This window comes from Ensifer sp. LBL (assembly GCF_050435225.1).
Lineage (GTDB): Bacteria > Pseudomonadota > Alphaproteobacteria > Rhizobiales > Rhizobiaceae > Ensifer.
This window is the reverse complement of sequence record NZ_JBNDJY010000007.1, coordinates 288,283-314,553: the sequence shown is the minus strand read 5'-3', so window position 1 is coordinate 314,553 and position 26,271 is coordinate 288,283. Positions and strand designations below refer to the sequence as shown.

The window sequence follows — 26,271 nt, the reverse complement described above, 5'->3', positions numbered from 1 at the left end:
GGCCGATCAGGACGTGCTCCCGGCCTCGCGGGCGTCGTAGCAGACGAAGGCCAGCTTGTTGCCGTCGGGATCACGCACATAGGCAGCATAGAAGCCATCGCCATATTGCGGGCGGAAACCCGGTTTTCCCTCTTCGCTGCCGCCGCGCGCCATGGCTGTTTCGAACAGCCGGTCGATCACGCCGGCGCTCTCCACCAGGAAGGCAGTCATGGCGCCGTTGCCGATGGAGGCCGTCCCGCCGTCAAAGGGATGGCAGGCAAAGAAACGCGGCGCCTTGTCATCGTCCTTTCGACCCCAGGAGGAAACCTGCTCGTCGCAATAGCAGCGCTCCTGGCCGATCAGCGCCATCACCGGATCATAGAAGCGCTCGGCGCGCCTCAGGTCCGCCGTTCCGACCATCGTATAGCCGATCATGCCTGTCTCCTCGTCCTGCCTGTTTGGGTGGCAAGTCGTCTCACACCTCTGTCGGCGGTGCAACAGCGCGATCTGCATCAGAAGGACCCGCCGATGCGTGCGACGATGGTGTTGGCGCTGTAGTCCTGCGTAGGGTCGGTTTCCCGTTGCAGCGAATGGGCATACTCGATTTCGAGCTGCGGCTTCTCTTCTGGGCCGAGCAGCAGCTTTGCGGTGACGGTCTCGGTCTTCCGGTCGTAGAGATAGTAATAATAGGTGGCGCGGCTGACCTCGTAGCCGAGGCTTGCCTTGATCCAGGGATTGAAGCGCTGCGCGATCGAAGCGGAGATGGTGCGGGTGAGTTCGGCGACCGCATCGTCGATGTCGTCGATGGCGATGTCCTGCCGGAAGCCGCTGCCGATTTCGAAGCCGCCGGATGTTTCCCATTTGGCTTCGGCTCGCAGATAGGGCTCGGTGTAGCGACTGGTATCGCCGAGATTGTCGCTCATCAGCGCGATCAGGCCGGCCTCGCCGACGAGGGTCAGGCCGTTGTCGAACTGTCGCGCATAGGCAATCGAGCCGCGCAGCGTCGTCGCCGGGAAGCGGACGAAGCTGTTCTGTTCGTCGCCGGGAATGATCGAGCGGTTATATTCGACGCACAGGCAAAGCTCGCCGCCGCCGACGGTGCGGTAGTGGCTGGCGCCGAAGGTCGCAAGGGCGACGTCCGGGTCGAGCTTGGTGGGGCGGATGAGATCGGTGGTGAACTCGGCGATGCCGCGCCGGCGCTCGTCGTATTTCGCCGAGAAGGCAGTCTTGCCGCCAAGGCCTTGGGCCGTGACCTTGGCCGCCGCCTGGGTCGAATAATCGATCGTGCGGTAGCCGATGATGTTGTTCGGCAGCTTGAGGAAGAGGTCGCCGGAATCGTTGCGGATGGCGGCGCCCTCGAGTTCGACCAGCAGGTTCTTTCCGATCGGGAAGGAATAGCCGAGCGTGCCGCCGGTCAAATGCGTGTCGGCAAAACGGTAGTCGATGATCCGGCGCTCGAACTGCCGGATGCCGTAGCTGAGCTTGCCGTCACCGAGCTCGAGTCTGCCGCGTAACCCCAGCCGACCTTCCCAGAATGGTCCGGAAAGCACCTGCGGGTCCTCGAAGATATTGCTGCTGTGGCCGTAGCCGGCGGAGTAATCGAGCGTGGTTTCACTGGCCGCCGGAAAGGCTGTCGCGAGAACAACAAGAGTGACTACGACGGCCGGGAATGGTCGCATCCCCTCTTCCTCAATCGATACCTTTATAAGTATATGATGGAGTTACGTGGTTAATAAAACTTTATGTTGTAATTAGCTGTGTCGAATATTCCCGGTGCCATGCCCAAATGCTTCGTCGGAAGATCCGGCCTGGCGCTCGTTAGAATTGAAGTTGTTATGCTTAACTGTTTATTATGATTTGCTTTCTTAATTGATTACTGAAATGTTAATTGTACTCTCCTGGTTGTGTACAGCAGGTACACGTCCAACAGGAGGTAACCCCATGACGATCAAGACAGTTTGCATCGCATTCGCAGTTGTGGCCGCCACTGTGTCCCAGGCGTCGGCCGGTGGCCTGTCGCTGGGTGTTCTGTCCGGCAAGAACGTCAACGTGCTCAACGGCGGCATCGCCAATGGCATCGTCGTCGCACCGAAGGTCGATGTCGGCGATGTGCTTTCCGACAACAGCATCCTCAACAAGTCGTTGAACGGCGTTCTCTCCGGCAACGATCTCGACCTTGGCCTCGGCATCCTGTCGAACAACGGCGGCAAACAGCGCCGCCACTAAAGGGCAACGGGAAAGCGGCGCGGTTTTCCGCCCCGATCCCGCAATCGCTCCGGGGTTTGCTTCGAAACGCGTTCGAACCGATTACCCGTCAACACTTGCACTGTGATCCGTGACGCAGGGATGTAGGGAAGAGCCTTCAGGGTGTTCTTCTCTGCCGCGGGTCTCGTGTGCCTCAAGTCTGGAAGCGGATGGTGTCCTCGGCACCATCCGCTTTTTCACGCGAGCTATTTTCCCCCGAGAAAGGCACGCCCGCGGCCGGACAGGCGATAGCCGACATCGAGGCTTTCGGTGAGGCCGAGCTCCTTCAGTTTGCGGATGCGCGCCTTGAGCTTCAGTTTTTCCATGCCGATGGCGGCGCTCAGCTCCGCCGCAGTCGTTCCGTCACGGGCAGCGATCAGCTGCAGCACCGGACGGGTCCAGGCCATGCCGGCGCTGTCGTCGAACCGCGCGAGCTTGCGGTCGATTTCTGCCCGCCCGTCATCGTCGAGGTCGGCCGCGTCCCGCAGGGCGATGCGTGGGTCGTCGCCGGCCCGGTGGAAGGCGATGCGGTAACAGCGCCCTTCGGTGCGCGCGGCCAGCTCCCCAACGAGGGCGGCGCGATCGGCAAAGCCGGCCTTGCGGGCATCGCTGTCGGTAATCGCGCCTTCCTCGATCTCGTCGACGGCATCGATGGCGAGAACACCGACCGCGGTGCGCAAGGTGCCGCCGGCCTTGACCGTCGGCTTGGTCCAGCGCCGGAAGGCCAAGGTCACGTCGCCGCTCGCGATCTGCGCAAGGAGGTGTTGGCGAAACAGCATTTCAGGCGGTGGCGCGGCGGTAAAGCGCGAGCGAGCCGGCCAGTGCCAGCAAGGCGCCGCCGCACAGGCGATCGAGCCATATGGCCCCGGATCGTTTGAGGAAGACCGCGGCTTTCGCGCCGAGCAGCGCATAGCCGAACATCACGGTGAAATCGACGGTGGCGAAGACGAGGGCGAGAACGGCATATTGCGCCGCCTGCGGCGCCGCCGGATCGATGAACTGCGGCAGGAACGCAGTGAAGAACAGATAGCCCTTGGGATTGGTGACAGCGACCAGGAAGCTTTTCAGGAAGATCGCGGTAGACGAAACGGGAGCAGTCCCGCCGGCTTCGGTTGCCACCTGGATCGTCCCTTTCGACCTGAGCAGCATGATCCCGAGAAAGGCGAGATAGCCAGCACCCAGCCATTTGACGACGGTGAACCAGAATTCGGAGGCCGCCAGCAGCGCGCCAAGGCCAAGCGCGACGGCGCCGATCAGTACGAAGTCGGAGAGCATGGCACCGACCATGCCCGCACTTGCGCGCCTGACGCCGTAGCGTGATCCATTGGTGAGTGCGAGCAGGACCGTCGGGCCCGGCGTCGCGATGCCGATGAAGGCAACCAGCGCGAATGCGAGTATCGTCATTTCGGTCATCACGTCCTCCTCCGTCGTCTCCGGTAGTCGTCCCACAGCTTCTGCGCGTGCGCAATCGTCTTTCGCGCGGACGCCGGTTCAGCGCCATGTTTGACAGCCGAAGCGGCATCCCCTATGGAAGCGGCAGGGTGAAGGTCCCTGCCGTCCGCGAGCGTCATGCTTTGGTGAAGTCCTTCTTTTGAGACACGGTCAGCCGAAACGGCATGCGAACCGGTGGCAATGCGGGCTCCCATCTTCAAGGAATGCATGCCGCTGCAGGAGACCTTCTCATGACGCGCGGATCAAACCCGCTTCCCTCGCTCGACGCCCTGAAAGACCAGGCCAAGCGTCTGCGCACCCGCCTTGCATCCGAAGGCGAAACCATCGGCCATTCCCGCTCGCTCGAACTGATCGCCGCCCAGTACGGCTATCGCGACTGGAACACGCTGCACGCCGCTGTCGGCAACCGTCCGCCGTTCAATCCCTGGATGCTCGGATCCCGCGTGAAGGGGCGCTATCTTGGCCAGGCCTTCGAGGGCGAGATCCTTTCGGTGCAGGCGCTGACGGCGCAGCCGGGGCGCTACCGCCTGACGATGAAGTTCGATGCACCGGTCGACGTCGTCACGTTCGACAGCTTCTCGGCCTTCCGCCAGCGGGTTACGGCGACGGTGGACGAGAACGGCCGTACGATCGAAAAAACCTCCAACGGGGTGCCCCAACTCGAACTTGAATGGTGAGGCGCGACCACCGCCTGCCGAGGCCGTGCGGACATGTCCGTTTCCGGTCCGGCGCCGAAGTCCAACCCAACGTCCCCGAAGCTGCGCGCTTTCCGGGGACGCTTTCGTTTCAGGGTCGCTGACAGGGCGTCGCCCAGAGCGCGCGGGCCTGCCGGCCCCTGCGGACCGTCATGCGTGCCTGAGTCAGTTGCGAATGGGTCGCATTTGCATTATTTCTGTTGTTGCAAATGATTTGCAGAAGCATGTGGTCCGCTTTTCTGGCGCCCGGTCGGGCACAGCGCGGCGCGTGTTACGCAATGAGGGAGAGGGGCGAATATGGACAAGCCGACAAGACCTGACCTGATGCGAAGGCGCAGCCTGCTGATGGGTGGGCTGGCAGCTGCAGGCGGGACGGCGATCTGTACCAGTGCCGCCCTGGGACAACAACAGGCGAGCCATGTCGGTCATGCCGCGCCATCGGCAGCGGCGGGGCAAGAGCCGATGCCCGCCATGGGACATGGCGCAATGATGACGGTCGGCGAGGTCGATAGCGCCGTCAACGGCTTCGATCCGACGGACATGCTGACCGACTGGGATACCGGCACGATTTCGACGCTGCCGGACGGACGGACGCTGCGCACCTTCGAGATGACGGCGGAGGACCGCGAGATCGAGATCGCGCCCGGCATCAAATTTCCCGCCTGGACCTATAACGGCCGGGTTCCCGGCCCGGCGCTGCGGGCCAAGGAAGGCGAGCGGCTCCGGATCGTTTTCCGCAACTACGCGTCACATCCGCACTCGATCCATTTCCACGGTATTCACGCGGCACGTATGGATGGCGTGCCGGGTGCCGGCATGGTCGATCCCGGTGACGAGTTTATCTACGAGTTCGATGCCAAGCCCTTCGGCTGCCATCTCTACCATTGCCACGCGATGCCGCTGCGCCGGCATATCCACAAGGGCATGTACGGCGCCTTCGTCATCGATCCGGACCCGGACCGCCGGCCGGAGCATGTGGAGGTCGCCCGCTCCAGACTGTTCGGAACACCGGAGAATGCCGGCTGGCAGGAACTGGTGATGGTGATGAACGCCTTCGACACCAATTTCGATGCCGAGAACGAATTCTATGCGGTCAACACCGTCGCCCACGCCTTCATGAAGCGGCCGATCCGGATCGTGAAGGGCAAGCCGGTGCGCATCTATCTCGTCAATGTCATCGAGTTCGATCCGATCAACTCCTTCCACCTGCACGCCAATTTCTTCGACTATTACGATCAGGGCACGACGCTGACGCCGACGTTGAGAACCGTCGATCTCATCACCCAGTGCCAGGCGCAGCGCGGCATCCTCGAGTTCACCTTTGCCGAGCACGAACCCGGGCTCTACATGTTTCACCCGCACCAGACCGAGTTCACCGAGCTCGGCTGGGTCGGCATGTTCGATGTGGTGGAGGCGCTCGCATGAACGAGATGCCAAGAGCTGCCCTTCGCGCGGCAAAGACCAACCTGGTGTGGCTGGCATTGCCTCTCATCGTCTTTGGCATCGCCGTTGCCTGGCTCGTGTCGACCGATCCGCTGTCGGGCTTCCGCAACGGGGCTCCGCCGGTCGAGAACCTGACCTTCGAAAGGACCGTGCTCGACGACAGCGGTCTCAGTCTGCTTGTTCGCGCCGGCGGATCGGAGCCGATGACGGTGGCGCAGGTTCAGGTGGACGACGCCTATTGGCAATTCACCCAGGATCCGCCGGGGCCGATCGCGCGTGGCGGGGCCGCATGGCTGAAGCTGCCGTTTCCCTGGATGCTGGGCGAGGCGCATGCCGTGAAGGTGGTGACCAACACGGGTGCCACCTTTGCGCATGACATAGCGGTTGCCGTGCCGACGCCCCAGGCGACGACGGGCCAGTTGCGGCTGCAAGCCCTGGTCGGCATCATCGTCGGCATCGTGCCCGTGGCCGTCGGCCTGATGTTCTATCCGGTCCTGCGTGGCGTTGGGCGCGAGGGCATGGCCTTCCTGCTGTCGCTGACGATCGGCCTGCTCGGCTTCCTGCTGGTCGATGCCAGCGGCGAGGCGCTCGAGCTTGCCGGCGAGGCGGCGGCGATCTTCCAGGGGCCCGTCATGGTGGTGCTGGCAGGCCTGGGCAGTTTCCTCCTGCTGATGGCAATCGGCCGACGTAGCGGCGCCCCGACCGGACTGGCGCTCTCCACCTACATCGCGCTCGGCATCGGCCTGCACAATCTTGGCGAGGGGCTGGCGATCGGCGCCGCCTTTGCGGCCGGCTCGGCCGGGCTCGGCACCTTCCTCGTGCTCGGCTTTGCGCTCCACAATGTCACCGAGGGCATCGGCATCGCCGCGCCGATCCTGAAGAAGAGGCCGCCGTTCCCGGTCTTTGCCGGCTTGACGCTGCTTGCTGGCGGTCCAGCCGTCATCGGCATGTGGCTCGGCAGTCTTGCGACGTCCGCGCAGTGGTCGGCGCTGGCGCTGGCGGTCGGGGCTGGTGCGATCCTGCAGGTTATCGTCGAGGTTGGCGCCTATCTGATGCGCCAGAGCGATCGGCGGGGCGATGTCTTCCTGACGCCGCCGGTTCTGGCAGGTCTCGCGGCCGGTGCGGCCTTCATGTATTTCACCGCGGCTTTGGTGAAGATCTGACGGGCAATAGGATGGCTCAGACGATCGTCTGGTCCATCTCCGCCGCCGGAATTTCATCGACGCGATGGATGCGCACGACGGTTGCCGGCACGCCCGCGACGGTGGTGCGCGGCGGAACGGTCTTGAGGACGACGCTGCCGGCGGCGACCTTGCTGTAGGCGCCGACCTCGATATTGCCGAGGATCTTGGCGCCGGCGCCAAGCATCACACCGCGGCGGATCTTCGGGTGACGGTCTCCGGTTTCCTTGCCGGTGCCGCCGAGCGTGACGTTCTGCAGGATCGAGACCTGATCTTCGATGACGGAGGTTTCGCCGATGACGATGCCGGAGCCATGGTCGAGCATGACAGCCTTGCCGATGCAGGCGGCCGGATGAATGTCGGGTCCGAAGACGAGCGAGGCGAGGTTCGAAAGCCAGCTCGCGACCTCACGGCGGCCATCGATCCAGAGCTGGTGGGCAGCGCGATAGATCTGCAGCGCCTGAAAGCCCTTGAGGTTCAACAGCACATGCATGAGGCCCGGGCAGGCTGGGTCACGCTCTTTCACCGCCTGAAGGTCGGCTTCCGTCGCCAGCAGGATCTGAGGGTTTGCCTGGAAGATGTCGGTGAGCAGCTGCGCGAGCGAGCGTTCGTCGACGCGCGCGACGGCCAAGCCGGCCGCAAGCACGCCGGCCAGCAACTCGGCATCCGACCCGGCGTCGATGATCGGCATCAGGGAGGGTGCCATGACCGGTTCACGGGCGGCAAGCGCGCGCGCTTCCGCCCGGATCAGGCTCCAGACCGCGCCGTCGGCAAGCGGTGTGGCGAGCGAGCCTTCGTAGCGCTGCGTCTCATTCAATGCGGTCATGCGCCACCCGTCAGCCAGCGATATCGACGACGCCGCAATCACCCTCGGCCGAGCCGAAGGCGAGCTGCCGGCCATCCTTGTTCCAGGCCATGGCGGTGATCGCGCCCTTGCCGGGGCGGCGCAGAAGCACTTCCTTGCTGTCGGCAAAGCGGGCGCCGAGGATCATGCCGTCCTGGTAGCCGATGGCGACGATGTCTTCGGCCGGATGGCAGCAGACGGAGGTCACCATGATATCAGCTCGGGTGCCGAGTTCGAGCGGCGCCTTGCCCATCGGCCCGTCCTTGCCCTGGAAGGGCCAGACGATCGCTGCCGGCGCGCCCGAGGAGGCGAGCCACTTGCCTTTGGCCGACCAGGAGACCGACTTCACCTTCGCCGGATAGCCGGTCATGCGCATGTGGCGGGCCTCAGTGCCGGGCTTGGCGTCGAGCTTCCAGCCATGCAACGCGTTTTCCTGCATGGTGGTGACGAGAAAGCGGCCATCGGGCGAGAAGGTGACGCCGGTATGGGCGCCTTTCCATTCGAGATCGATCGGCTGACCGGACATGCCGACCCAGTGCAGCGAGACGCCATTATAGCGGGCGGCGGCGATGCGCAGACCCTTCGGCGCGAAGGCCAGGCCCTCGACGGTGCGGTTTTCGGCAAATTCCTTCGTCGCGCCGTCGGCAAGCCGCACGTGCGTGGTCTTGCCATAGGCATAGCCAACGGCACCTTGCGGGCCGGCGGCAACCTGGGCGATCCACTTGCGCGGCGCTTCGGCGACGAGCGACGTCGTGCCGTCTGCGGCGGTGCGCATGACCTTGCCGTCTTCACCGCCGGTCAGAAGCGTGTCGTTGGCTTCGTCGACGACGAGCGACAACAGGCCCTCATGGACCTCCGTCGTCTTGTGGCCGAGATCGAGGCGGTGAATGGCGCCGGTTGCTCCGGCGAAGAAGGGGACGCCTTTGAGAAAGGCCACGCCGACGACGTGACCTTCGAGATCGAGGGGAGCGACAGTCGGCATCAGTTCGGCTGCGCCTCGCAGGCCTTGAACGTACGTTCGAGCTTTTCTCGGTCGAGGTCACGGCCGATGAAGACGAGGCGGCTTTCACGCTTTTCGCCTTCCTTCCACGCACGCTGGTGATCGCCCTCGATGATCATGTGCACGCCCTGAACGACGTAACGCTCGGCGTCGCCGGCAAAAGCGATGATGCCCTTGAGACGCAGGATGTTCGGGCCGTCCGTCTGGGTGATCTTCTGGATCCAGGGGAAGAAGCGATCGGGGTTCATCTCGCCGCCGCGCAGCGAGATCGACTGTACCGTCACGTCGTGGATCGGCGACGGGGCATCGTGGTGGTGATGATGGTCGTGATCGTGGTCATGATCATGATGGTGGTGGTCGTGATCATGGTGGTGATGGTGATGATCGTGGCCGCAGTCGGGACCGCAGGTGTGATCGTGTTCGTGATCGTCCTGGTCGAGGAAATGCGGATCGTTTTCGAGCGCCCGTTCGAGGTTGAAGGCGCCCTGGTCGAGAACCTTGGCGAGATCGATGTCGGAGCGCTGGGTGCGGTAAATGCGGGCCGACGGGTTGATGACCCGCACGGTTGCTTCGATGCGCTCCAGTTCCTCGGGGCTGACGAGGTCGGTCTTGTTCAAAAGCACGACGTCGGCAAAGGCGATCTGGTCTTCCGCCTCGCGGCTGTCCTTGAGGCGCAGCGGCAGATGCTTGGCATCGACGAGCGCGACAACGGCGTCGAGCTCGGTCTTGGCGCGCACGTCATCGTCCATGAAGAAGGTCTGGGCAACCGGGACCGGATCGGCAAGGCCTGTCGTCTCGACGATGATCGCGTCGAAGCGGCCGGGGCGGCGCATCAGGCCCTCCACCACGCGGATCAGGTCGCCGCGCACGGTGCAGCAGACGCAGCCGTTGTTCATTTCGTAGATTTCCTCGTCGGATTCCACGATCAGGTCGTTGTCGATGCCGATCTCGCCGAACTCGTTGACGATGACCGCGTATTTGCGGCCATGGTTCTCGCTGAGGATGCGGTTCAAAAGCGTCGTCTTGCCGGCGCCGAGATAGCCGGTGAGCACGGTGACGGGGATCGGCTTCTGCGGGGATGTTTCGGTCATGGGAACCTCTGGGATTTCCGGATGCGGGAGCAGGCATCCTAGTCGCGTCTCATATAGGAGATGCGGCGACGATGCGCAAATGGCGCAGGCGATTTTGCCGGTCGGGCGGCGTTGCTCGCTACGATCCCGATAACCCTCCTTTCATCAAGATCGGCGAGAGTGCGGGGCCTATCGAAGGGGTGCGCACGTGAAGACGATTTCCATCAACGGCCGGTTCCTGACCCAGCCGCTTACCGGCGTGCAGCGCTTCGCCCGCGAGATGACCCGGGCGCTGGATCGCCGCATCGCATCGGGTGCCGTGCCGCATGCGCTGAAGGACGTGCGCTGGCGGCTGCTTGCGCCGGGCAAGGCTGTCGACGATCTCGGCCTCAAGGCGATTTCGGTGGAGCGCTTCGGCTCCGGCCCAGGCCATCTCTGGGAGCAGGGGCCGCTCTTCTGGCGGTCGCGCCGCGACACGCTCATCGGCTTCGGCGGCAGCGGACCGGTGCTGCATGGCGACCAGGTGGTGGTGATCCACGACGTCACGCTCTTTCGCCATCCGGCCTCCTTTGGTCGAGGCTACCGAATGTTCCACGGAGCGCTCGGCTATCTTCTAACGCGACGGGCCAAAATCGGTACGGTCTCGAACTTCTCGCGCAAGGAACTTGCCGAGGTCTTCCGCGTGCCTTCGGCCGGTATCGACGTGATCTACAATGCAACCGACCACTTCGCGGGCCTTCAGCCCGACGACGGCGTCATCGCGCAGCTCGGGCTTGCCGACACGCCCTTCTTCCTCCTGGTCGGCACGCTGAAGCCCAACAAGAATGTCGAGTTTGCCGTGCGCGCTTTCGAGGCCTTGGGTGCCGCTGACCACAAGCTGGTCGTGGTGGGTGGCACCGACCCATCGGTGTTTCGCGATATCGCGCCGACATCGAAGGGCAATCTGATCTTTCCCGGACGTCTGACCGACGAGGAGATCGCCGCGCTGCAGCGCCGCGCCGTCGCCTTCGTCTTTCCGAGCCTTTACGAAGGCTTCGGCATCCCGCCGCTCGAGGCGATGACGCAAGGCTGCCCGGTGCTTGCCGCCGACATTCCACCGGTGCGCGAGGCCTGTGGCGATGCGGTGCGCTACTTCGATCCTTTGAAGACCGAAACGCTGGTCGAGGCCATGCGGACGATCTCCGCCGACGCGCCTTTGCGCCGCGAGTTGATGCAGGCCGGCCACGACAATGCCAAGCGCTTTTCCTGGGATGGAAGTGCGGTGGTGCTGCTCAACATGCTGGCGGCGCAGCGAGCCTGATCCGCTCGCGCCCAGGCATCAGAGTTCGAGGATCCGCATCGGATCCAATCGCCCCCGGCAAAAATCGGCGAACGCCATGAGGTTACCCTTGAGGCGGCCGCGTCGATCGACGAGGCCTTGCGGCCTGAGGCTGCCGAGGATGTTGGCGGCGATGTTGCCGCCCATCAGTCGTAGCGCCCATTTCAGGCCGACGGTGCCCTTGTTGCGGAGGTAAAGCGGGTTCGCGACCTGGGAGTAGCCGAAACGCAGGCCGGACGTGCGGCCGCGCTTGTTGCCAAGATGGACGCCACGAAGCGCAGGCGATTTGACGATCCGGCCATGCTTCGCGAGCCGCCGGCAGAAATCGACATCCTCCTGCCAGCCATAAAGAGGCAGCCTTTCATCGAAACGGGTACTTTCGGCGGCAATCGCTGAAACACGAAAAGCCATGTTGCAGCCATAGGCATTGAAGGCCGGCTGCGGGATGTCCTGGGGCTGAGCGCCGACATCGGTATCGAGGATTGTCTGGGCTTCGGCGATCGATATGCCCGGGCCATGAATGCCGTCAGCAAGAACGAGCCCCGTTGCAACGACGATATCGGGCTCCGTTTCGAAGAGCTTCACAGTCTCTGCGAGGAAATCGCTGCGCGGCAGAAAATCGTCATCGAAAAAGACGATCAGATCGGCGGTTGTCGCCTGATCGAGGATGGCGTTGCGTTGAGCGCTGGACCCCTTGTCGCCTGCGACGATACGGACCTCCATGGGAAGCATGCCCAACTTCACTTCGTCGATGTCTTCCGCAGCACTTGGGCAGACGAGAATGAGGTCGGGCAGACGAGTCTGGCGCGTCAGATGCAACAGGGTTTCGGAGAGGACTTCGCGGCGGCCCGCGGTCGCTATGCCGACGACGATGTTCATGGATGCGCTCCCCGCTCGTTTCGGTGGCGATCTAACCGGAAGATCGTGCAGTTTCAGTTAGCGACTAAGCCGATCCAGGTCCCGGCGCCCGCAGCATGAGCCGCAGTTGGTTGAGCGAGAGCAGGCAAAGCAAGCCGCCGCCGATGATGCCGGCGCCGATTGTGGCAAAGCTGGTTTCGCCGGAGAGGGAGAAGGCAAGCACGGCCGCGCCCAGTCCGGCGGCGGCGAAGAGGACCGGCGGCCAGGAAAACTCGAAGGCAAGCGAGGACATCAGCCGCAGGCCGACCAGAGCGGCGAGGAGCGCGCCGACGGCGCTGCCCCATGCGAGTGCCGCACCATCGGGCCCGGCGGTGAGCAGGGCCGTCAGCGCACCGAGGTTCAGGAACGCACAGTCGATCACCGCGAGCAGCAGGATCAGCGCCAGGCGCTGCTTCAAGTGCAGCGGCGTCGGCAGCATGATCTGCGTCAGCGTGCGAACAAGCGAGAGCACGATGATGGCGGGTGCGGTGGCGAGGAAACTTTGCTGCAGGTCAGGACTGATGACGAGCCAGGCGGCGGGCAGGAGGACCGAGAAGATGCCGGCTGCCATCATCAGCGCAAAGCTCGTCAGCAGGGCGTAGTAATGCCCGAGCTGGCGGGGGAGGTTGACGCGATCTTCGGCCCGGTCGTGTGCGGCGACGATTTCGGGATACTGGATCGCCTGGAGAGCGGAAACGATCAGCACGAAGGGGCGCTGCAAAAGGTCGAGCGCGAGCAGCGCGCCGGCGGCGCCGGTGGTTCCGAGCGCTGCGGTGAAGATCGCCTTCAGCGCCAGCGGCGCGAACATGGCAGCTGTCGCAGCACCTGCCGAAACGCTGCCATAGACAAGGTGCTTGCGGACCCGGGCGCTGTCGAGCGCTGCGGCGGGGCGGGCCTTCGCGCGGCGCGACAGAAGAAGCGCGAGGAGGCCATAGGCCGCATAACCGCCGAGCAGGCCGGTGACCGTCGAGAGGAAACCGGGGGAGACCAGCGCGCCGAGAAGTGTGCCGGCGGCGAGGATGGTGGCACGGGATCCCTGCAGTACGGAAAAGGCGCGAAAATCCTGGCGGAAGCGCAGCATGGTCAGGTGCAGGTCGCTGCCGCCCTGCGCGATCGAGACGAGGCCGCCGACAAGCGCCACGACAGGCGGCACGCCAAAGAACAGCGACAGGCAAGCCGCGATCAGGCAGAGGGCGGCACAGGCGAACGCTTCGACGAGGATCGCGCGCCGCTCCGCCGCTTCGCTTGCAGCATCCGGCCCAGGGTAGAAGCGCGTGCAGGCAAACCGCACCCATTCGAAGGCGGCGATCGCGGCAAACTGGCAGATGGAGATGAAGAGCGAGTAGCTGGCATAGTCGGCCGGCGCCAGCCAATGGGCGACGACGATCAGCAGGCCGAAGGCGATGACGGCCTGGTAGAAATAGGCGCCGAGCGCAATGATCTTCGCCATGTGGTTCTCTGTCGGACGCTGTCAGCTGCAGTTCTGATAGCGCAAAAGCGCAAACAAAGTGTTTGCCGGCCCTTCAGGCCAGATCGTTCGGATCGAAATCCCTGACGTCTTCGAGAAGTTCGATGAAGCCTTGGACAGCATGGGCGACCAGGATTTCGCCGCGTGCTGCCGTTGCCGCGGCGGCGTTGCCGGCGACGCCTGTGGGGTTGAGATCGCGCATCTTCCAGCCGAAGGCGTGGGGCCCATAGGCGCGCAGATGCTTGAAGCGCTCCGCAAACTGTTCCTGGCGGGAGGAAAAGCGGTCGGCCTTGGCCATGTCGACCCTGTCGGGATGGAGCGCCAGCATGACCGAGGTTTCGATGTCGCCGCCGTGGATGTCGAGTGCCTTGTCCGCCGGCGAGATCCAGCCGTCCGGTTGGCCGAAACGGGTCCAGCTCGTCGCGACCGCAAGCATGTTGAACCGCACCCGCGCTTCGGTGGCGACGATGGTCATCAGGGGCGCGTTGCCGCCATGGGCGTTCAACATCACGAACTTGCGGATACCCTGCTGCTGAAGTCCGGCGGCGATGCCGAGCCAGCGCTCGACCGCCTCTCCGTAACCAAGCGTGCGGCTGCCGGCGACATCCATGTGTTCGATCGAGTAGCCGACCGGCTCGGCCGGCAGGAAGGTGACGGGCAGATCGGTGGGAAGGGCGGCGATCGTGCGGGAGACGATCCCCTCGGCAATCAGCGTGTCGGTTTCGAAGGGTAGGTGCGGCCCGTGCTGCTCATGCGCGCCGAGCGGCAGCACCGCGATCCACTCGCGGCGGGCGTCTGGTGGAAGGTCGGCCGGATTGTCCTGCCATCGCGGCTCGGGCATCGACATTTCTCTTCGATCCTCCACGTCAATTGTCGTAAAATTGTTATTTGAGTCATACAGTTCGTAATCGCAAGCTGTATTGTTATAAGTGTGCGAGACGGGATTCGGCAGGAGGTCCAATGGGCAAGAAGAACAAGGCCGAAAAGAAGGGCAAGAACGGCAAGAAGAAGGACGAGCTCCTGATCGAGCCTCACGATCTTGCCGCCGTCCTTGTCCAGGCTGCGCGGTCCATGCGCACCGTGCTCTCCCGCAATCTGCTCGAAAGCGGCCTCTATGCCGGACAGGATGGCGTCATGCTGGCGCTGGCCGAGACCGATGGCCTGACGGCCGGCGGGCTTGCGGTCAAGCTCGGCGTCAAGGCGCCGACCATGACCCGCACGATCGGCCGCATGGAAGCGCAGGGCTTTCTCGAGCGGCGGCCGGACGACGATGATGCCCGGCTCACCAAGGTCTATCTCACCGAGCCAGGCCGTAACCGGCTGCAGACGATCGCCGAGGCCGGTCAGCATTCGGAAAAGCTTGCGACCCGCGGCCTGACCGACAAGCAGGTTCGCACGCTGATGAAGCTGCTGCGCGCCGTCGACAGCAATCTCCAGGCTGCGCGCGCGGCGGACTGAGCCGGATCTGCCGCATATTGCCGCGGCGATTTAAACAGTTTAAATAGGGATTTAAATTTATGGCACGCGTGCGTTGGCAACGGCGCGCGAAGGATGCCGAACGATTTGTCGCGCTACTCCTGGCTGGGGTGCTGCGGATGGGGCGAAACAGGGCTTATAGGGGGCATCGTGGCGCAAAAGGTCAAGCTTTCGACGATCGCGGAAACACTCGGTCTTTCGACGGCGACGGTATCCCTGGCCCTGCGTGACAGCCCGCTGGTGGCGACCGTCACCCGCGACAAGATCAAGGAACAGGCACGCGCGCTCGGCTACATCTACAACCGCCGCGCCGCCAGTCTCAGGACATCGCGATCGGGCATCATCGGCGTCGTCGTGCACGACATCATGAACCCGTTCTACGGGGAAATCCTGAAGGCGATCGAGGCCGAACTCGACCGCGACAAGCAGACCTTCATTCTGTCCAATCACTATGACTCGGTTGAAAAACAGCGCGATTTCATCGAAACGCTGCTGCAGCTCGGCGGCGACGGCGTGATCATGTCGCCGGCCATCGGCACGCCACTGGAGGACATCCAGCTCGCCGAGGACAACGGCATGCCGGCGATCCTGATCGCCCGCTCGATCGAGGGCGTGGACGTGCCGATCTTCCGCGGCGACGACGCCTACGGCATCTCGCTGGCCGCCAACCACCTGATCGGCCTTGGCCACCGCTGCATCGCCATGGTCGGCGGCACGGACGAGACCTCCACCGGACGCGACCGTTACCAGGGCTACGTCAATGCGCTGCGCAAGGCCAATATCGAGGTCGATCCGGAGCTGCGTATTCCAGGTCCCCGCACGAAGCAGGGCGGTTTCGAGGCGGCGGTGCATCTGCTTTCGCTGCCGCAGAAGCCGACCGCGGTCGTCTGTTGGAACGACCTGGTGGCGATCGGCATGATGAACGGCATCGCGCGCGCAGGTCTCATTCCCGGCGTTGATATCTCGGTCACCGGCTACGACGACCTGGAAGAGGCGTCGATCGCAACACCGGCTCTCACCACCGTCTGGAACGGCCAGGCCGATGTCGGCCGGAGTGCCGCCCGCGCGCTTCTCGACAAGCTCTCCGGCAGCCATGAGCCGGATGGCATTCACCTGATCAAGCCGGAGATGCGCATCCGGCAGTCGACCGGCCCCTTGCGGGTCATCGCCTGAGACCTTCCTCCCGACAGGAGCTGCCCATGTCCGTCAACCGCACGCGCGTGCTCGTGCCCGGAAAGATCAACCAACGGGTTCTCGACCGGCTGGCGGATGCGTTCGAGGTCGTCAGGATCGAGAGCGCCGATCCGGCCCTGGTGACTGCGGACATGCGGGATGTGAAGGCGGTTGCCGTTTCTGGCCGAGTTCCCGGGGCCCTGATGGACGCCCTGCCGCAGCTTGAGATCATCGCCAATTTCGGCGTCGGCTACGACGGAGTGGAGGTCGGGCATGCAGCGGAAAAGGGAATTGCCGTCAGCAATACGCCGGACGTCCTGACCGAAGAGGTGGCCGATACGGCTGTCGGGCTGCTGCTCAACACGCTCCGTCAATTGCCGCAGGCGGAACAATGGCTGCGCCAGGGTCGCTGGAACCGCGAGGGCGCCTTCCCGCTATCGCCGCTGTCGCTGCGCGGTCGAAGCGTCGGTCTTTACGGTCTCGGGCGCATCGGCCTAGCGATTGCCAAGCGGCTCGAAGCCTTCGGCGTGTCGATCGCCTATCATACGCGCAGCCCGCGCGAGGGCCTTTCCTATGCCTACCATCCGACACTTGTCGGGATGGCCGGTGCGGTCGACACGCTCGTCGTCATCGTGCCGGGCACCGAGGCGACGCGGCGGACGATCGATGCCGAGGTGCTTGCCGCGCTCGGAAGCAACGGGGTGCTGATCAATGTCGGCCGCGGCTCGACGGTCGACGAACAGGCCTTGATCGCAGCACTTCAGGCGGGCGTGATCGCCGGTGCCGGTCTCGATGTCTTCGAGAACGAGCCGCAGGTGCCCGAGGCGCTGGTGGCGCTGCCGAATGTTTCGCTGCTGCCGCATGTGGCCTCGGCCTCGGTGGTGACGCGCAACGCCATGGCCGATCTCGTCGCCGACAACATTCTGGCGTGGTTTTCGACCGGCAAGGCGCTGACACCAGTGCCGGAAACACCGTTCACGCGTCGCGCGGACTAAAGCCCGAGGACGACGGGCCGAGCTTAAGCTCAAATCGCCAGATCAGGCTGCCAGACGACCGGCCGCGTAGGTCCTGACCGCATCGCCGAACGCCTTGAACAGGCTCGCGGACGGCGTGTCGGTGCGCACCCAGTATTCCGGATGCCATTGCACGCCGACGGCAAAGGCCTTGGAGCCGATCACTGAGACTGCCTCGATCGTGCCGTCGTCGGCGACCGCTTCGACCGCAAGACGGGGCGCGGCTGCGCCGATCGCCTGGCGATGCAGCGAGTTGACGCGGATGCGGCCGGCGCCGAGTACCGGCGCAAGGCAGCTTCCTTCCTTGACGATCACATCCTGGCGGATGCCGTAGGCGACGTCGAGTTCCTTCACGTCGGGCTTGCGGTGATCCCAGATACCCGGCTGGTCCTGAATTTCGGAGGCGAGCGTGCCGCCGAGCGCGACGTTCAGTTCCTGAATGCCGCGACAGATGGCGAGAACCGGCACGCCGCGTTCCAGCGCGCGGGTGATGAGCGGCAGGCTGGTCGCGTCGCGGCCGGGATCGAAGGGGCCGTCGCTCTCCTTGGCCTCGGCTCCATAGAGCGAGGGATGGACGTTCGAGCGGGCGCCGCTGGCCAGCACGCCGTCGACCCGGTCGAGGATCTCGTCGATGTCGTTGCCGGTTTCGAGCGCAGGGATGAGGAAGGGCATGATGCCGGCGCCTTCGACGGCGGCGCGCACATATTGATGGGCAACGACATGCCAGACATTGCCGTCGAATTCGCGGAAATCGCAGGGGATGGCAACGACAGGTTTCGACATCATCAGGCTCCGTTGGATGCTTGAGAAAAGCCTTGCCTTCAGTTGCAGATGAAAGTCAACTGAGAAGGTGGTGAGCGCGATCGTCGCGCCGATCCCGGGCATCGAGACAGGAGGAGCGGTCCGAAACGGCAGGAAATCACAGGTAATTCTTCAAGAACGAGTAACCATCACAGGCGCAAGTTTGGGATCAACTACCGGCGTCGCAGAATTGTCGAAGTTGCGATCAAGCCGTTTTATTGTGCGAATGCCTATGTTTGGTTGTAGAAACCGAGTATTGTCCCGCGCGGTTCGCACTACTGAGTTGAACTCTTGGGCGATGCCGGCGAAGACCCGTGATTTTGCTGGGATTCGGTACATTTTTCGGGGCGTTAGACGAAATCTTTCGTTAAGTCATCACCCCTAACAATCCGGTAAACCGGAGCTTGGTTCATGATGCGACTTGGACAGAGCGCTCTTCCGACTGACGTGTATCTGTCATCCGTAAGCTCGCTCTACGAACATCGCAAAACGTTGCTGATCGGCATGTTGTCGCATGTCGTGACGTTCCTGCTCGTCTATCTGAAGACCAGTGATCCGCTTTACCTCGCCTGCTCCGGCGTGATCTTCGTGCTTTGGGCGCTGCGCAATCTCGACATGGCGCGCTTCGACCGGCAGGACTTCTCCAATGCCGACCGGGCGATGGTGCGAAAATGGGAGAACCGCTACATCGTCGGCGGTGTCAGCGTCACGCTCACCTGCGGCATCGCCTGCGGTTATGCCATCGCCGTCAGCCAGGATTCCTTTTCCGAGCTCGCCACCATATCGGTGACGCTGGCCTCGATGATTTCGCTCGTCGGGCGCAATTACGGCTCCGAGCGGGCCGTGCTTCTGCTCTCCTCGTCGGCCTGCCTGCCGATCGTCATCGGCCTGATCTCGCTGCAGGACGTGTTCATGCTGGCGCTTGCCGTGCTGATCCTGCCCTTCATCCTGTCCACCTGGATGATGGCCAACAACGTGCGCGCCTTTCTCTACGAGAACGTGATGGCGGCGCGCGAGATCGCCACGATCGCCGGCCAGTTCGACACCGCGCTCAACAACATGACGCACGGGCTGTTCATGCTCGATGCCGATGGTCGCGTGGTCGTTGCCAACGAGCGGGCCTGCGAATTGCTGGCTCTCGGTGACCGCACCGAGCTCAAGGGCTGGCTGCTCGACGACGTGATCCGGCGCGGCGCACGGCGCATGCGCCTCGATCCGGACAAGACCAAGGTCATTTCGCGCCAGCTCGACCTTCTGCTCAAGGGCAAGCGGCCGCAGGTGCTGATCCCGGTCAGCGAAGAGCTGCATCTGGAGTTTTCGGCGAGCCGCCGCGACAACGGCGACACGGTGCTGATCTTTGAAGACGTGACCGCGCGCGTCCAGGCGGAAAAGCAGATCCTGCATATGGTGCGGTTCGACAAGCTCACGGAGCTGCCGAGCCGCGACTATTTCGGAGAGCTGGTGCAGGCGACGGTGAGCGCCGACGACACGGCCGAACGGCTGGTCGGGCTCATGGTTCTCGACGTAACCGAATTCAAGCACGTCAACGACATGCGCGGCCATATCGTCGGCGATCGACTGCTTCAGGCGATTGCCGGCCGGCTAAGGGTGCTTGCCGGCGACGATGCGATCGTCGCGCGGCTGATGGGCGACGAGTTCGTCGTGTTCATTCCCGATGGCAGTGACGCGATTGCTCTCGAAGAGCGGATGCGCGGACTGCATGCCGATCTGCGCGACACTTACGAAGCCGGCGGCTTCACCTTCAGCATGACGATGAGCGCCGGCTTCGTCATCGCTTCGAACGTCGACCTCAAGCTCGAGGACCTGCAGATCAAGGCCGATCTTGCGCTTTCGGAAACGAAGCTGCGCAACCGCGGCGGCTGCACCGCCTTCGAAGCCGAGATGGATGCGCGCTATGTCGACCGCCAGAAGCTGAAGGCCGACTTGCGCGAGGCGATCAACGCCCGCAGCCTGACGCTCTCCTACCAGCCGATGTTTGCGCCGAACGGCGGGCGCGTGGAGTGCTGCGAGGCGCTGGCGCGGTGGACGCATCCCGAACGCGGGCCGGTGCCGCCGAACGTGTTCATCCAGCTCGCCGAAGAGCTCGGGTTGGTCACCGAGATCACCCGCTTTGTGCTCGATCAGGCGTGCCGTGACTGCATGAGCTGGCCGAGCGACGTATCCGTGTCGGTCAACCTGTCGGTGCTCGACCTTCGCAGCAGCGAAGTCGTGGTGATGGTGACGAACGCGCTTCACCTCACCGGTCTCGATGCCGCGCGGCTGCATCTGGAGGTGACGGAAAGCTGCCTGATGGACGAGCCGCTCAAGGTGCAGGCGATCCTGCGCGAACTGCGCGGACTGGGTATCACCATCGCCATCGACGATTTCGGCACCGGCTATTCGAGCCTGAGCTATCTCGATGCCCTGCCGGTCGACATCATCAAGATCGACCGTTCCTTCGTGCGCAACATCCGCGAGGATTCGCGGCGCTTCAAGCTCCTGCGCGGGACCGCCAACCTGGCCCGCGCGCTCGGCCTTCGCATCGTCGTCGAAGGCGTCGAGACGGCGGACCAGCTACAACTTATCAACGAGCACAATTGTGCCGATTTGATACAGGGCTTCGTCTTTGCCGCGCCCATGCCGGCCTCGGCCATTGCCACGCTTTGCAAGAACGGTGTGCCAAAACGGGGCGCAAAGCCCACGAGCAAGCGCATCGCCTGACCCCTGAATCTTCTGGAATCCGTCCTGTTTTGCCACTGGTTTTCCGGTAGCAAGCCATTGATTAGGCGTGCCAAACTCGTCCCGATTCGGTGCGCTTGATTTCAAATCGAGCAAATACGTTCACGAATTTTTATGGTTAACGAAAAGTTAACGGTGAACTGTTTCGATTTGCGGTTGCCGCCCCATCGCCCGTCAATAGGTTAACGATTTGTTAACCATGAGGTGTTGAGTATGGGTGAGACGGTTCACCAGGCTGAGCCTGGGCGCTTTTCTGAAAAACTGATGCAATTGCTCGATCGCGTCGAGTACCGGCGGGTCGAAACCGGCGAGGACATGGAGGACATCGCGCGGCTGCGCTACAAGTCCTACAAGTCCGTCAATCTGATGGAGTTGACCGGGTCGACGCTGATCGACGATCTCGATTTCGACAGTCACGCCTATGTCTTCGGGCTCTATCTCGACGAAGTGCTTGTCAGCACCGTGCGCGTTCACCACGTGACGCCGGATCATCGCGCTAGCACGTCGGGCGTGATCTTCGCACCCGAGATCGACGCGTTCCTCGATGCCGGCATGGTGCTGGTCGATCCCGGCCGGCTGGCGGTCGATCCGGACGTGATCGGCGACGAGATGCGGGCGCTTCCCTATCTGACGCTGCGACCGGTCGCGATGGCCTGCGAGTATTTCGCTGCCGACCGCTGCCTGACGGCGTGCCGTCCGCGCCACGCGGCTTTCTACAAGCGCATCTTTGCGTCGGAGACTGTTGTCGCCAAGCGCGAGAACCTCGGCGTCTACAATGCCGACGGTGCGCTTCTGGTGGCGCAGGTGCGGGGGCAGCGGCCTTCGATCCTCGACCGTTACCCGGTTTTCGATTCCGAGCCGTTCGAACGTCGCATGATGTTTGCCGACCGTAACGAAGTGCCGTTTGCGCCGCTGACGATCCTGCCGACCGCGCGCATGGCGCAGACCGGATACGGCCGCTCCTACCGGACGTCCGTTTTCCGCTAAGCGGCCTTGATTGCGCAGGCGAATTTCGGGCGCACCGAGGCGTGCCACCCCTTGCGGAATGGCGCGACATTTCGCCCATCAGGTGCGGCTAAAGAACGGGTTTTCGTTGCGCCGGCCCTGCGCATTGTGTAAGGGCAGCTATAAAGGTTTCGCGGCTTTTCGCGGGACCATGCTTCGATTAGGGGCGGCGATGACCCCAAGGTGGCGCCGCGGCATTCAGGGAGAATTTTGAACGATGGCTGAGCATCATTCTGGACCGGTCGATGTGGGCGCTCCGATGGACTATCCGGAACACGAGAAGACCTACCTCATGTTCCTGAGCGCCTCGAAGTACGGCACGCTTTTCTGCGTCGCCCTGCTGATCGCGATGGCTGCCGGCTTCTTCACGACGATGGGCCTGATCTCCTCGATCGTGCTTTTCATCCTGATCAACGTCGCCGGTTTCTTCTTCCTTCGCTAACCGGCGCGACCAAACCGACCGTTGAGGGAGCGCAGATGGTGCTTCCTCGGCGACCGGGCGTTTGCCCGGAAGAAGTTGCATGCCGCTGGCTGGAGGTGCCGCCGCATGTGGCTTGAGGCCCGGATGCCCGCAAAGGGCAGGGGGCGGATAATCCTCACCCGCGTGAGGGAGGAGTGAAGAGCAGGCCCGCAGAGCCCATTTGAGGCTCGATGCCGGTGGACCGCCCAAGGTCCCGCATCCAGGCGACGGCTTGCTCCAGACGATTGCGCCGGGCACAGATGTGTCGCGCGCAGGAGGGCGTGTCGGCCCGATAGGCCCACCCGCTTTGCAGTCGGAGAGAATGCCCGCATTCCGGCCCTGGCTCGATTGCGGCCAGGAGGGGGGACTTGTGAGCGAGATCGTCTTCGTCGCCAAGGAAACGGATCCGAACGAGGGTCGCGTTGCCGCATCACCGGATACCGTGAAGAAACTGAAAGGCCTCGGTTTCGACGTCGTCGTCGAGGCGGGGGCGGGATTGCTGTCGCGCATTCCGGACGCAGAGTTCGAAAAGGCCGGAGCCCGGATCGGCACGACGGCAGACGCCAAGGCGGCGGATGTCGTGCTCAAGGTCCGCCGACCAACGACTGCCGAAATCGGCGGCTACAGGTCCGGCGCCATCGTCATCGCCATCATGGATCCCTACGGCAACGAGGCGGCGATCGCCGAGATGGCGAATGCCGGATTGACCGCTTTTGCGATGGAGCTGATGCCGCGCATCACCCGCGCGCAGTCGATGGACGTGCTGTCGAGCCAGGCGAACCTCGCCGGCTACCAGGCGGTGATCGATGCGGCCTACGAATATGACCGGGCATTGCCGATGATGATGACGGCGGCCGGTACGGTGCCTGCCGCCAAGGTCTTCGTCATGGGCGCCGGCGTCGCCGGCCTGCAGGCGATCGCGACGGCCCGCCGCCTCGGCGCCGTGGTGTCGGCGACGGACGTGCGTCCCGCCGCCAAGGAACAGGTCGCTTCGCTCGGCGCCAAGTTCATTGCCGTCGAGGACGAGGAATTCAAGGCGGCGGAAACGGCTGGCGGCTACGCCAAGGAAATGTCCAGGGAGTATCAGGCCAAACAGGCGGCTCTCGTCGCCGAGCACATCGCCAAGCAGGACATCGTCATTACAACGGCCCTGATCCCGGGGCGCCCGGCGCCGCGGCTCGTCACCCGTGACATGCTGAAAAGCATGAAGCCCGGCTCGATTGCGGTCGATCTCGCGGTCGAGCGCGGCGGCAACGTCGAAGGTGCCGAAGCCGGCAGGATCGCTGACGTCGAGGGCGTCAAGGTCATCGGTAATCTCAACGTCCCGGGCCGGATCGCGGCATCGGCCTCCGGTCTTTACGCCAAGAACCTCGTCACCTTTCTGGAAACCCTGGTCTCCAAGGAGACCAAGGCAATCGCCCTCAACATGGAGGACGAACTCGTCAGGGCGACGGCGCTCACGCATGGCGGTCAGGTCGTGCATCCGAACTTCGGCGGCAGCAAGGGAGACAAGTGATGGCGAATGAACTTCTCGACAAGGCGCTTGCCGATCTCGACCGGGCCGTGGAAGCGGTCCGTACCGCTGCCGAATATGTGCCGGACGCGGCCGGTGCCGTCGCCCATGGGGCCACCGGCGGCGCGGTCGATCCCTTTGTGTTTCGCCTGGCGATCTTCGTGCTGGCGATCTTCGTCGGCTATTACGTCGTCTGGTCGGTGACCCCGGCGCTGCATACGCCGCTGATGGCAGTCACCAACGCGATCTCCTCGGTCATCGTCGTCGGCGCTTTGCTGGCCGTCGGCATTTCGGCCTCTGGGCTTGCGACCGGCTTCGGCTTCATTGCGCTGGTGCTGGCCTCCGTCAACATCTTCGGCGGCTTCCTCGTCACCCAGCGCATGCTCGCCATGTACAAGAAAAAAGACAAGTGAGGCCGGCCCGATGAACGCCAACTTCGCAGCCTTCCTCTATCTCGTCTCCGGCGTCCTGTTCATCATGGCGCTGCGCGGCCTCTCGCATCCGACCACCAGCCGCAAGGGCAATACCTATGGCATGGTCGGCATGGGCATCGCCATCGTCACGACGCTGCTGCTCGCCAAGCCGAGCTTCGGCGGCTTGATGCTGATCGTGCTCGGCCTTGCCATCGGCGGCGGTATCGGTGCGGTCATTGCCCGCCGTATCGCCATGACGTCGATGCCGCAGCTGGTCGCGGCCTTCCACTCGCTGGTCGGTCTTGCCGCCGTCATGGTGGCGGCCGCCGCCATGTATGCACCGGAAAGCTTCGGCATCGGCACGATCGGTGACATCCACGCGCAGGCGCTGGTCGAAATGTCGCTCGGCGTCGCCATCGGCGCCATCACCTTTACCGGCTCGGTCATCGCCTTCCTGAAGCTCGACGGTCGCATGTCCGGCAAGCCGATCATGCTTTCGGGCCGCCACGCCATCAATGCCGGTCTTGCAGCCGCGCTCGTCGTGCTGGTGATCATGCTGGTGCTGACCCAGAGCACGACGGTGTTCTGGCTGATCGTCCTGCTGTCGCTGGCGCTCGGCGTGCTGATCATCATCCCGATCGGCGGCGCGGACATGCCGGTGGTGGTCTCGATGCTCAACTCCTATTCGGGCTGGGCGGCGGCCGGCATCGGCTTCACGCTCGGCAACCTGGCGCTGATCATCACCGGGGCGCTCGTCGGTTCCTCCGGTGCGATCCTCTCCTACATCATGTGCAAGGGCATGAACCGCTCGTTCATTTCGGTCATCCTCGGCGGCTTTGGCGGCGAGACGGCGGCGGCCGGCAGCGACGACGGCGTGCAGCGCACGGTCAAGCAGGGCTCGGCCGATGACGCGGCCTTCCTGATGGCGAACGCCTCCAAGGTGATCATCGTGCCCGGCTACGGCATGGCGGTCGCCCAGGCCCAGCATGCGCTGCGCGAAATGGCCGACCAGCTGAAGGCGGCCGGCGTCGAGGTCAAGTATGCGATCCACCCGGTCGCGGGCCGCATGCCCGGCCATATGAACGTGTTGCTCGCCGAAGCAAACGTTCCCTATGACGAGGTGTTCGAGCTCGAGGACATCAACTCCGAATTTGCGCAGGCCGATGTTGCCTATGTCATCGGCGCCAACGACGTCACCAACCCGGCGGCGCGCGACGACAAGTCCTCGCCGATCTACGGCATGCCAATCCTTGATGTCGACAAGGCCAAAACCTGCCTGTTCGTCAAGCGCTCGCTCGGCTCGGGCTATGCCGGGATCGACAACACGCTGTTCTACAAGGACGGCACGATGATGCTGCTCGGCGACGCCAAGAAGGTGACGGAAGACATCGTCAAGGCGCTGCACGCCTGAGGCCGTTCGCATCGACCGATAAAGAGACGCCCGCCTTATGGCGGGCGTTTTCCGTTGAAGGATATGGCGCGCTGCGTGCGGCGATGTGTCGGGCTTTTGTCGAGGCCGACTTAGCCTGCGGGCGCCAGTGTCAACTCGTCGATGCCGACGGCGACGTTCAGGCCTTCCTGTACCTGGACGTTGACGGGCTGCAGCATGAAGGCCTTGTTGGTGCCGCCGCCGATCACCTTGGCACCCGCGCCAACGGCCATGCTCGCATCGGCGCCGACGCCGTAATATTCACCGGCGAGCGCGAATTCGCTGACCGGGGTGCCGGTCTTGGCAAAAACATCCCAGATCATCGTGCTCTTGCCCGTCTTGCCGATGTCGATGCCGATCTTGCGGATCGTGCCGGCATAGACGGCCTTCGGCGCGCCATTGGCGGGCGTGAAGGTGCACATCAGGTTCTTGGTCGAGGTCAGGATCATGCCGGTGCCGCCTTCCGAACCGCAGACGAGCCGGCCAAGGGCGACATAGTTCTGTGCGGCGGCCGGGCCCGTGGCAAGCGCGGCGAGCGCCAGCGCAGTAACGAGGGTTCGTTTGATCATGGCTTGGTCTCCGTTTTTGATGCTTCAAGCAAACGGATGGCCGGCAGGAAGGTTCCGCCGTGCAGGGCTCAATGCCTGCAAACGAAAAC

General features: G+C 63.7%; 26 protein-coding genes. 14 read left to right on the top strand and 12 right to left on the bottom strand.

Annotated features, from left to right (window positions below; genetic code table 11):
• Positions 1-6 precede the first annotated feature (6 nt).
• Positions 7-414 (bottom strand): VOC family protein, encoded by a 408-nt coding sequence (locus OKW20_RS26655; RefSeq protein WP_429176958.1) that lies wholly within the window; start codon positions 412-414, stop codon positions 7-9.
• 77 nt (positions 415-491) lie between these two features.
• Positions 492-1,658, bottom strand: coding sequence for a hypothetical protein (locus tag OKW20_RS26650; protein WP_429176955.1), 1,167 nt, complete (start codon positions 1,656-1,658; stop codon positions 492-494).
• 262 nt (positions 1,659-1,920) lie between these two features.
• Here OKW20_RS26650 and OKW20_RS26645 point away from each other — a divergent pair, with 262 nt between their 5' ends.
• Entirely contained in the window at positions 1,921-2,205 is a 285-nt protein-coding gene (locus OKW20_RS26645; protein ID WP_043619526.1) for a hypothetical protein, read from the top strand.
• Between the two features lie 224 nt (positions 2,206-2,429).
• Here the strand turns inward: OKW20_RS26645 and OKW20_RS26640 are convergent, their stop codons facing one another.
• Both OKW20_RS26640 and OKW20_RS26635 read right to left on the bottom strand, forming a co-directional pair.
• Positions 2,430-2,957: a hypothetical protein gene (locus OKW20_RS26640; RefSeq protein ID WP_429176953.1), complete on the bottom strand. Its 528-nt coding sequence runs from the start codon at positions 2,955-2,957 to the stop codon at positions 2,430-2,432.
• Between the two features lie 46 nt (positions 2,958-3,003).
• On the bottom strand, positions 3,004-3,636 hold the full coding sequence (locus OKW20_RS26635; protein WP_429176950.1) for a LysE family translocator: 633 nt from the start codon (positions 3,634-3,636) through the stop codon (positions 3,004-3,006).
• Between the two features lie 269 nt (positions 3,637-3,905).
• Here OKW20_RS26635 and OKW20_RS26630 point away from each other — a divergent pair, with 269 nt between their 5' ends.
• The 3 genes from OKW20_RS26630 (at position 3,906) to OKW20_RS26620 (ending at position 6,976) form a co-directional block, all read left to right on the top strand.
• Positions 3,906-4,352, top strand: a complete 447-nt coding sequence (locus tag OKW20_RS26630) for a glyoxalase superfamily protein (RefSeq protein ID WP_429114814.1) — start codon at positions 3,906-3,908, stop codon at positions 4,350-4,352.
• 315 nt (positions 4,353-4,667) lie between these two features.
• The gene (locus tag OKW20_RS26625; RefSeq protein WP_429176948.1) at positions 4,668-5,795 is read left to right on the top strand and encodes a multicopper oxidase domain-containing protein; all 1,128 of its coding nucleotides are present in this window, start codon (positions 4,668-4,670) and stop codon (positions 5,793-5,795) included.
• Positions 5,792-6,976 carry a metal transporter gene (locus tag OKW20_RS26620; protein ID WP_429176946.1) on the top strand — a complete coding sequence of 395 codons (1,185 nt, stop codon included), beginning with the start codon at positions 5,792-5,794 and terminating at the stop codon, positions 6,974-6,976. Before OKW20_RS26625 ends, OKW20_RS26620 begins: the two co-directional genes overlap by 4 nt.
• Positions 6,977-6,992: 16 nt before the next feature.
• On the opposite strand, the gene cysE is transcribed toward OKW20_RS26620, so the two are convergent.
• From cysE to OKW20_RS26605, 3 genes are read right to left on the bottom strand one after another with little or no spacing between them, the layout of a single operon-like run.
• Positions 6,993-7,820, bottom strand: coding sequence for a serine O-acetyltransferase (gene cysE / locus OKW20_RS26615; RefSeq protein ID WP_429176944.1), 828 nt, complete (start codon positions 7,818-7,820; stop codon positions 6,993-6,995).
• A 10-nt stretch (positions 7,821-7,830) separates the two neighbouring features.
• The gene (locus OKW20_RS26610) at positions 7,831-8,820 is read right to left on the bottom strand and encodes a WD40 repeat domain-containing protein (protein ID WP_429176941.1); all 990 of its coding nucleotides are present in this window, start codon (positions 8,818-8,820) and stop codon (positions 7,831-7,833) included.
• Positions 8,820-9,929: a CobW family GTP-binding protein gene (locus tag OKW20_RS26605; protein WP_043610746.1), complete on the bottom strand. Its 1,110-nt coding sequence runs from the start codon at positions 9,927-9,929 to the stop codon at positions 8,820-8,822. The genes OKW20_RS26610 and OKW20_RS26605 overlap by 1 nt, the downstream gene beginning before the upstream one ends.
• A gap of 187 nt (positions 9,930-10,116) precedes the next feature.
• On the opposite strand from OKW20_RS26605, the gene OKW20_RS26600 reads away from it, so the two are divergent.
• A complete protein-coding gene (locus tag OKW20_RS26600) occupies positions 10,117-11,208 on the top strand; it encodes a glycosyltransferase family 4 protein (RefSeq protein WP_429176938.1) in 1,092 nt (363 codons plus the stop codon).
• 18 nt (positions 11,209-11,226) lie between these two features.
• Here the strand turns inward: OKW20_RS26600 and OKW20_RS26595 are convergent, their stop codons facing one another.
• The 3 genes from OKW20_RS26595 to OKW20_RS26585 form a co-directional block, all read right to left on the bottom strand.
• Positions 11,227-12,105: a glycosyltransferase family 2 protein gene (locus tag OKW20_RS26595; RefSeq protein WP_429114740.1), complete on the bottom strand. Its 879-nt coding sequence runs from the start codon at positions 12,103-12,105 to the stop codon at positions 11,227-11,229.
• 64 nt (positions 12,106-12,169) lie between these two features.
• Positions 12,170-13,573 (bottom strand): hypothetical protein, encoded by a 1,404-nt coding sequence (locus OKW20_RS26590; RefSeq protein WP_429176935.1) that lies wholly within the window; start codon positions 13,571-13,573, stop codon positions 12,170-12,172.
• A gap of 73 nt (positions 13,574-13,646) precedes the next feature.
• Positions 13,647-14,438 (bottom strand): creatininase family protein, encoded by a 792-nt coding sequence (locus tag OKW20_RS26585; RefSeq protein WP_429176933.1) that lies wholly within the window; start codon positions 14,436-14,438, stop codon positions 13,647-13,649.
• Between the two features lie 113 nt (positions 14,439-14,551).
• Here OKW20_RS26585 and OKW20_RS26580 point away from each other — a divergent pair, with 113 nt between their 5' ends.
• From OKW20_RS26580 to OKW20_RS26570, 3 genes are all read left to right on the top strand, one after another.
• Positions 14,552-15,049: a MarR family winged helix-turn-helix transcriptional regulator gene (locus tag OKW20_RS26580; RefSeq protein WP_034786917.1), complete on the top strand. Its 498-nt coding sequence runs from the start codon at positions 14,552-14,554 to the stop codon at positions 15,047-15,049.
• Positions 15,050-15,217: 168 nt separating this feature from the next.
• A complete protein-coding gene (locus tag OKW20_RS26575; protein WP_043610737.1) occupies positions 15,218-16,240 on the top strand; it encodes a LacI family DNA-binding transcriptional regulator in 1,023 nt (340 codons plus the stop codon).
• Positions 16,241-16,266: 26 nt separating this feature from the next.
• Positions 16,267-17,235: a 2-hydroxyacid dehydrogenase gene (locus OKW20_RS26570; RefSeq protein WP_429176930.1), complete on the top strand. Its 969-nt coding sequence runs from the start codon at positions 16,267-16,269 to the stop codon at positions 17,233-17,235.
• Positions 17,236-17,277: 42 nt separating this feature from the next.
• On the opposite strand, the gene OKW20_RS26565 is transcribed toward OKW20_RS26570, so the two are convergent.
• Positions 17,278-18,036: a gamma-glutamyl-gamma-aminobutyrate hydrolase family protein gene (locus tag OKW20_RS26565; RefSeq protein ID WP_429177133.1), complete on the bottom strand. Its 759-nt coding sequence runs from the start codon at positions 18,034-18,036 to the stop codon at positions 17,278-17,280.
• Positions 18,037-18,465: 429 nt separating this feature from the next.
• Between OKW20_RS26565 and OKW20_RS26560 the strand changes: the two genes are divergently transcribed.
• The 6 genes from OKW20_RS26560 to OKW20_RS26535 all read left to right on the top strand — a co-directional run bounded on the left by OKW20_RS26560 (position 18,466) and on the right by OKW20_RS26535 (position 25,595).
• On the top strand, positions 18,466-20,775 hold the full coding sequence (locus tag OKW20_RS26560) for a putative bifunctional diguanylate cyclase/phosphodiesterase (RefSeq protein ID WP_429176927.1): 2,310 nt from the start codon (positions 18,466-18,468) through the stop codon (positions 20,773-20,775).
• Between the two features lie 231 nt (positions 20,776-21,006).
• On the top strand, positions 21,007-21,780 hold the full coding sequence (locus tag OKW20_RS26555; RefSeq protein WP_192450784.1) for an N-acyl amino acid synthase FeeM domain-containing protein: 774 nt from the start codon (positions 21,007-21,009) through the stop codon (positions 21,778-21,780).
• 235 nt (positions 21,781-22,015) lie between these two features.
• A complete protein-coding gene (locus tag OKW20_RS26550) occupies positions 22,016-22,240 on the top strand; it encodes an aa3-type cytochrome c oxidase subunit IV (protein WP_034786900.1) in 225 nt (74 codons plus the stop codon).
• A 388-nt stretch (positions 22,241-22,628) separates the two neighbouring features.
• A complete protein-coding gene (locus tag OKW20_RS26545; protein WP_429176925.1) occupies positions 22,629-23,774 on the top strand; it encodes a Re/Si-specific NAD(P)(+) transhydrogenase subunit alpha in 1,146 nt (381 codons plus the stop codon).
• Entirely contained in the window at positions 23,774-24,184 is a 411-nt protein-coding gene (locus OKW20_RS26540) for an NAD(P) transhydrogenase subunit alpha (RefSeq protein ID WP_429176922.1), read from the top strand. Before OKW20_RS26545 ends, OKW20_RS26540 begins: the two co-directional genes overlap by 1 nt.
• Positions 24,185-24,194: 10 nt before the next feature.
• Positions 24,195-25,595: an NAD(P)(+) transhydrogenase (Re/Si-specific) subunit beta gene (locus tag OKW20_RS26535; protein ID WP_429176920.1), complete on the top strand. Its 1,401-nt coding sequence runs from the start codon at positions 24,195-24,197 to the stop codon at positions 25,593-25,595.
• A gap of 110 nt (positions 25,596-25,705) precedes the next feature.
• Here the strand turns inward: OKW20_RS26535 and OKW20_RS26530 are convergent, their stop codons facing one another.
• Positions 25,706-26,182, bottom strand: a complete 477-nt coding sequence (locus tag OKW20_RS26530) for a DUF992 domain-containing protein (protein ID WP_043610725.1) — start codon at positions 26,180-26,182, stop codon at positions 25,706-25,708.
• Between the last annotated feature and the right edge of the window lie 89 nt (positions 26,183-26,271).

Bases quoted from the DNA above. Each gene is read 5' to 3' on its own strand.
- OKW20_RS26655 (WP_429176958.1), bottom strand. From the start codon at position 414: ATGATCGGCTATACGATGGTCGGAACGGCGGACCTGAGGCGCGCCGAG.
- OKW20_RS26630 (WP_429114814.1), top strand. From the start codon at position 3,906: ATGACGCGCGGATCAAACCCGCTTCCCTCGCTCGACGCCCTGAAAGAC.
- OKW20_RS26620 (WP_429176946.1), top strand. From the start codon at position 5,792: ATGAACGAGATGCCAAGAGCTGCCCTTCGCGCGGCAAAGACCAACCTG.
- cysE (WP_429176944.1), bottom strand. From the start codon at position 7,820: ATGACCGCATTGAATGAGACGCAGCGCTACGAAGGCTCGCTCGCCACA.
- OKW20_RS26590 (WP_429176935.1), bottom strand. From the start codon at position 13,573: ATGGCGAAGATCATTGCGCTCGGCGCCTATTTCTACCAGGCCGTCATC.
- OKW20_RS26540 (WP_429176922.1), top strand. From the start codon at position 23,774: ATGGCGAATGAACTTCTCGACAAGGCGCTTGCCGATCTCGACCGGGCC.
- OKW20_RS26605 (WP_043610746.1), bottom strand. From the start codon at position 9,929: ATGACCGAAACATCCCCGCAGAAGCCGATCCCCGTCACCGTGCTCACC.
- OKW20_RS26650 (WP_429176955.1), bottom strand. From the start codon at position 1,658: ATGCGACCATTCCCGGCCGTCGTAGTCACTCTTGTTGTTCTCGCGACA.
- OKW20_RS26530 (WP_043610725.1), bottom strand. From the start codon at position 26,182: ATGATCAAACGAACCCTCGTTACTGCGCTGGCGCTCGCCGCGCTTGCC.
- OKW20_RS26580 (WP_034786917.1), top strand. From the start codon at position 14,552: ATGGGCAAGAAGAACAAGGCCGAAAAGAAGGGCAAGAACGGCAAGAAG.
- OKW20_RS26570 (WP_429176930.1), top strand. From the start codon at position 16,267: ATGTCCGTCAACCGCACGCGCGTGCTCGTGCCCGGAAAGATCAACCAA.
- OKW20_RS26560 (WP_429176927.1), top strand. From the start codon at position 18,466: ATGATGCGACTTGGACAGAGCGCTCTTCCGACTGACGTGTATCTGTCA.
- OKW20_RS26635 (WP_429176950.1), bottom strand. From the start codon at position 3,636: ATGACCGAAATGACGATACTCGCATTCGCGCTGGTTGCCTTCATCGGC.
- OKW20_RS26610 (WP_429176941.1), bottom strand. From the start codon at position 8,820: ATGCCGACTGTCGCTCCCCTCGATCTCGAAGGTCACGTCGTCGGCGTG.
- OKW20_RS26625 (WP_429176948.1), top strand. From the start codon at position 4,668: ATGGACAAGCCGACAAGACCTGACCTGATGCGAAGGCGCAGCCTGCTG.
- OKW20_RS26565 (WP_429177133.1), bottom strand. From the start codon at position 18,036: ATGTCGAAACCTGTCGTTGCCATCCCCTGCGATTTCCGCGAATTCGAC.
- OKW20_RS26535 (WP_429176920.1), top strand. From the start codon at position 24,195: ATGAACGCCAACTTCGCAGCCTTCCTCTATCTCGTCTCCGGCGTCCTG.
- OKW20_RS26550 (WP_034786900.1), top strand. From the start codon at position 22,016: ATGGCTGAGCATCATTCTGGACCGGTCGATGTGGGCGCTCCGATGGAC.
- OKW20_RS26555 (WP_192450784.1), top strand. From the start codon at position 21,007: ATGGGTGAGACGGTTCACCAGGCTGAGCCTGGGCGCTTTTCTGAAAAA.
- OKW20_RS26595 (WP_429114740.1), bottom strand. From the start codon at position 12,105: ATGAACATCGTCGTCGGCATAGCGACCGCGGGCCGCCGCGAAGTCCTC.
- OKW20_RS26585 (WP_429176933.1), bottom strand. From the start codon at position 14,438: ATGTCGATGCCCGAGCCGCGATGGCAGGACAATCCGGCCGACCTTCCA.
- OKW20_RS26645 (WP_043619526.1), top strand. From the start codon at position 1,921: ATGACGATCAAGACAGTTTGCATCGCATTCGCAGTTGTGGCCGCCACT.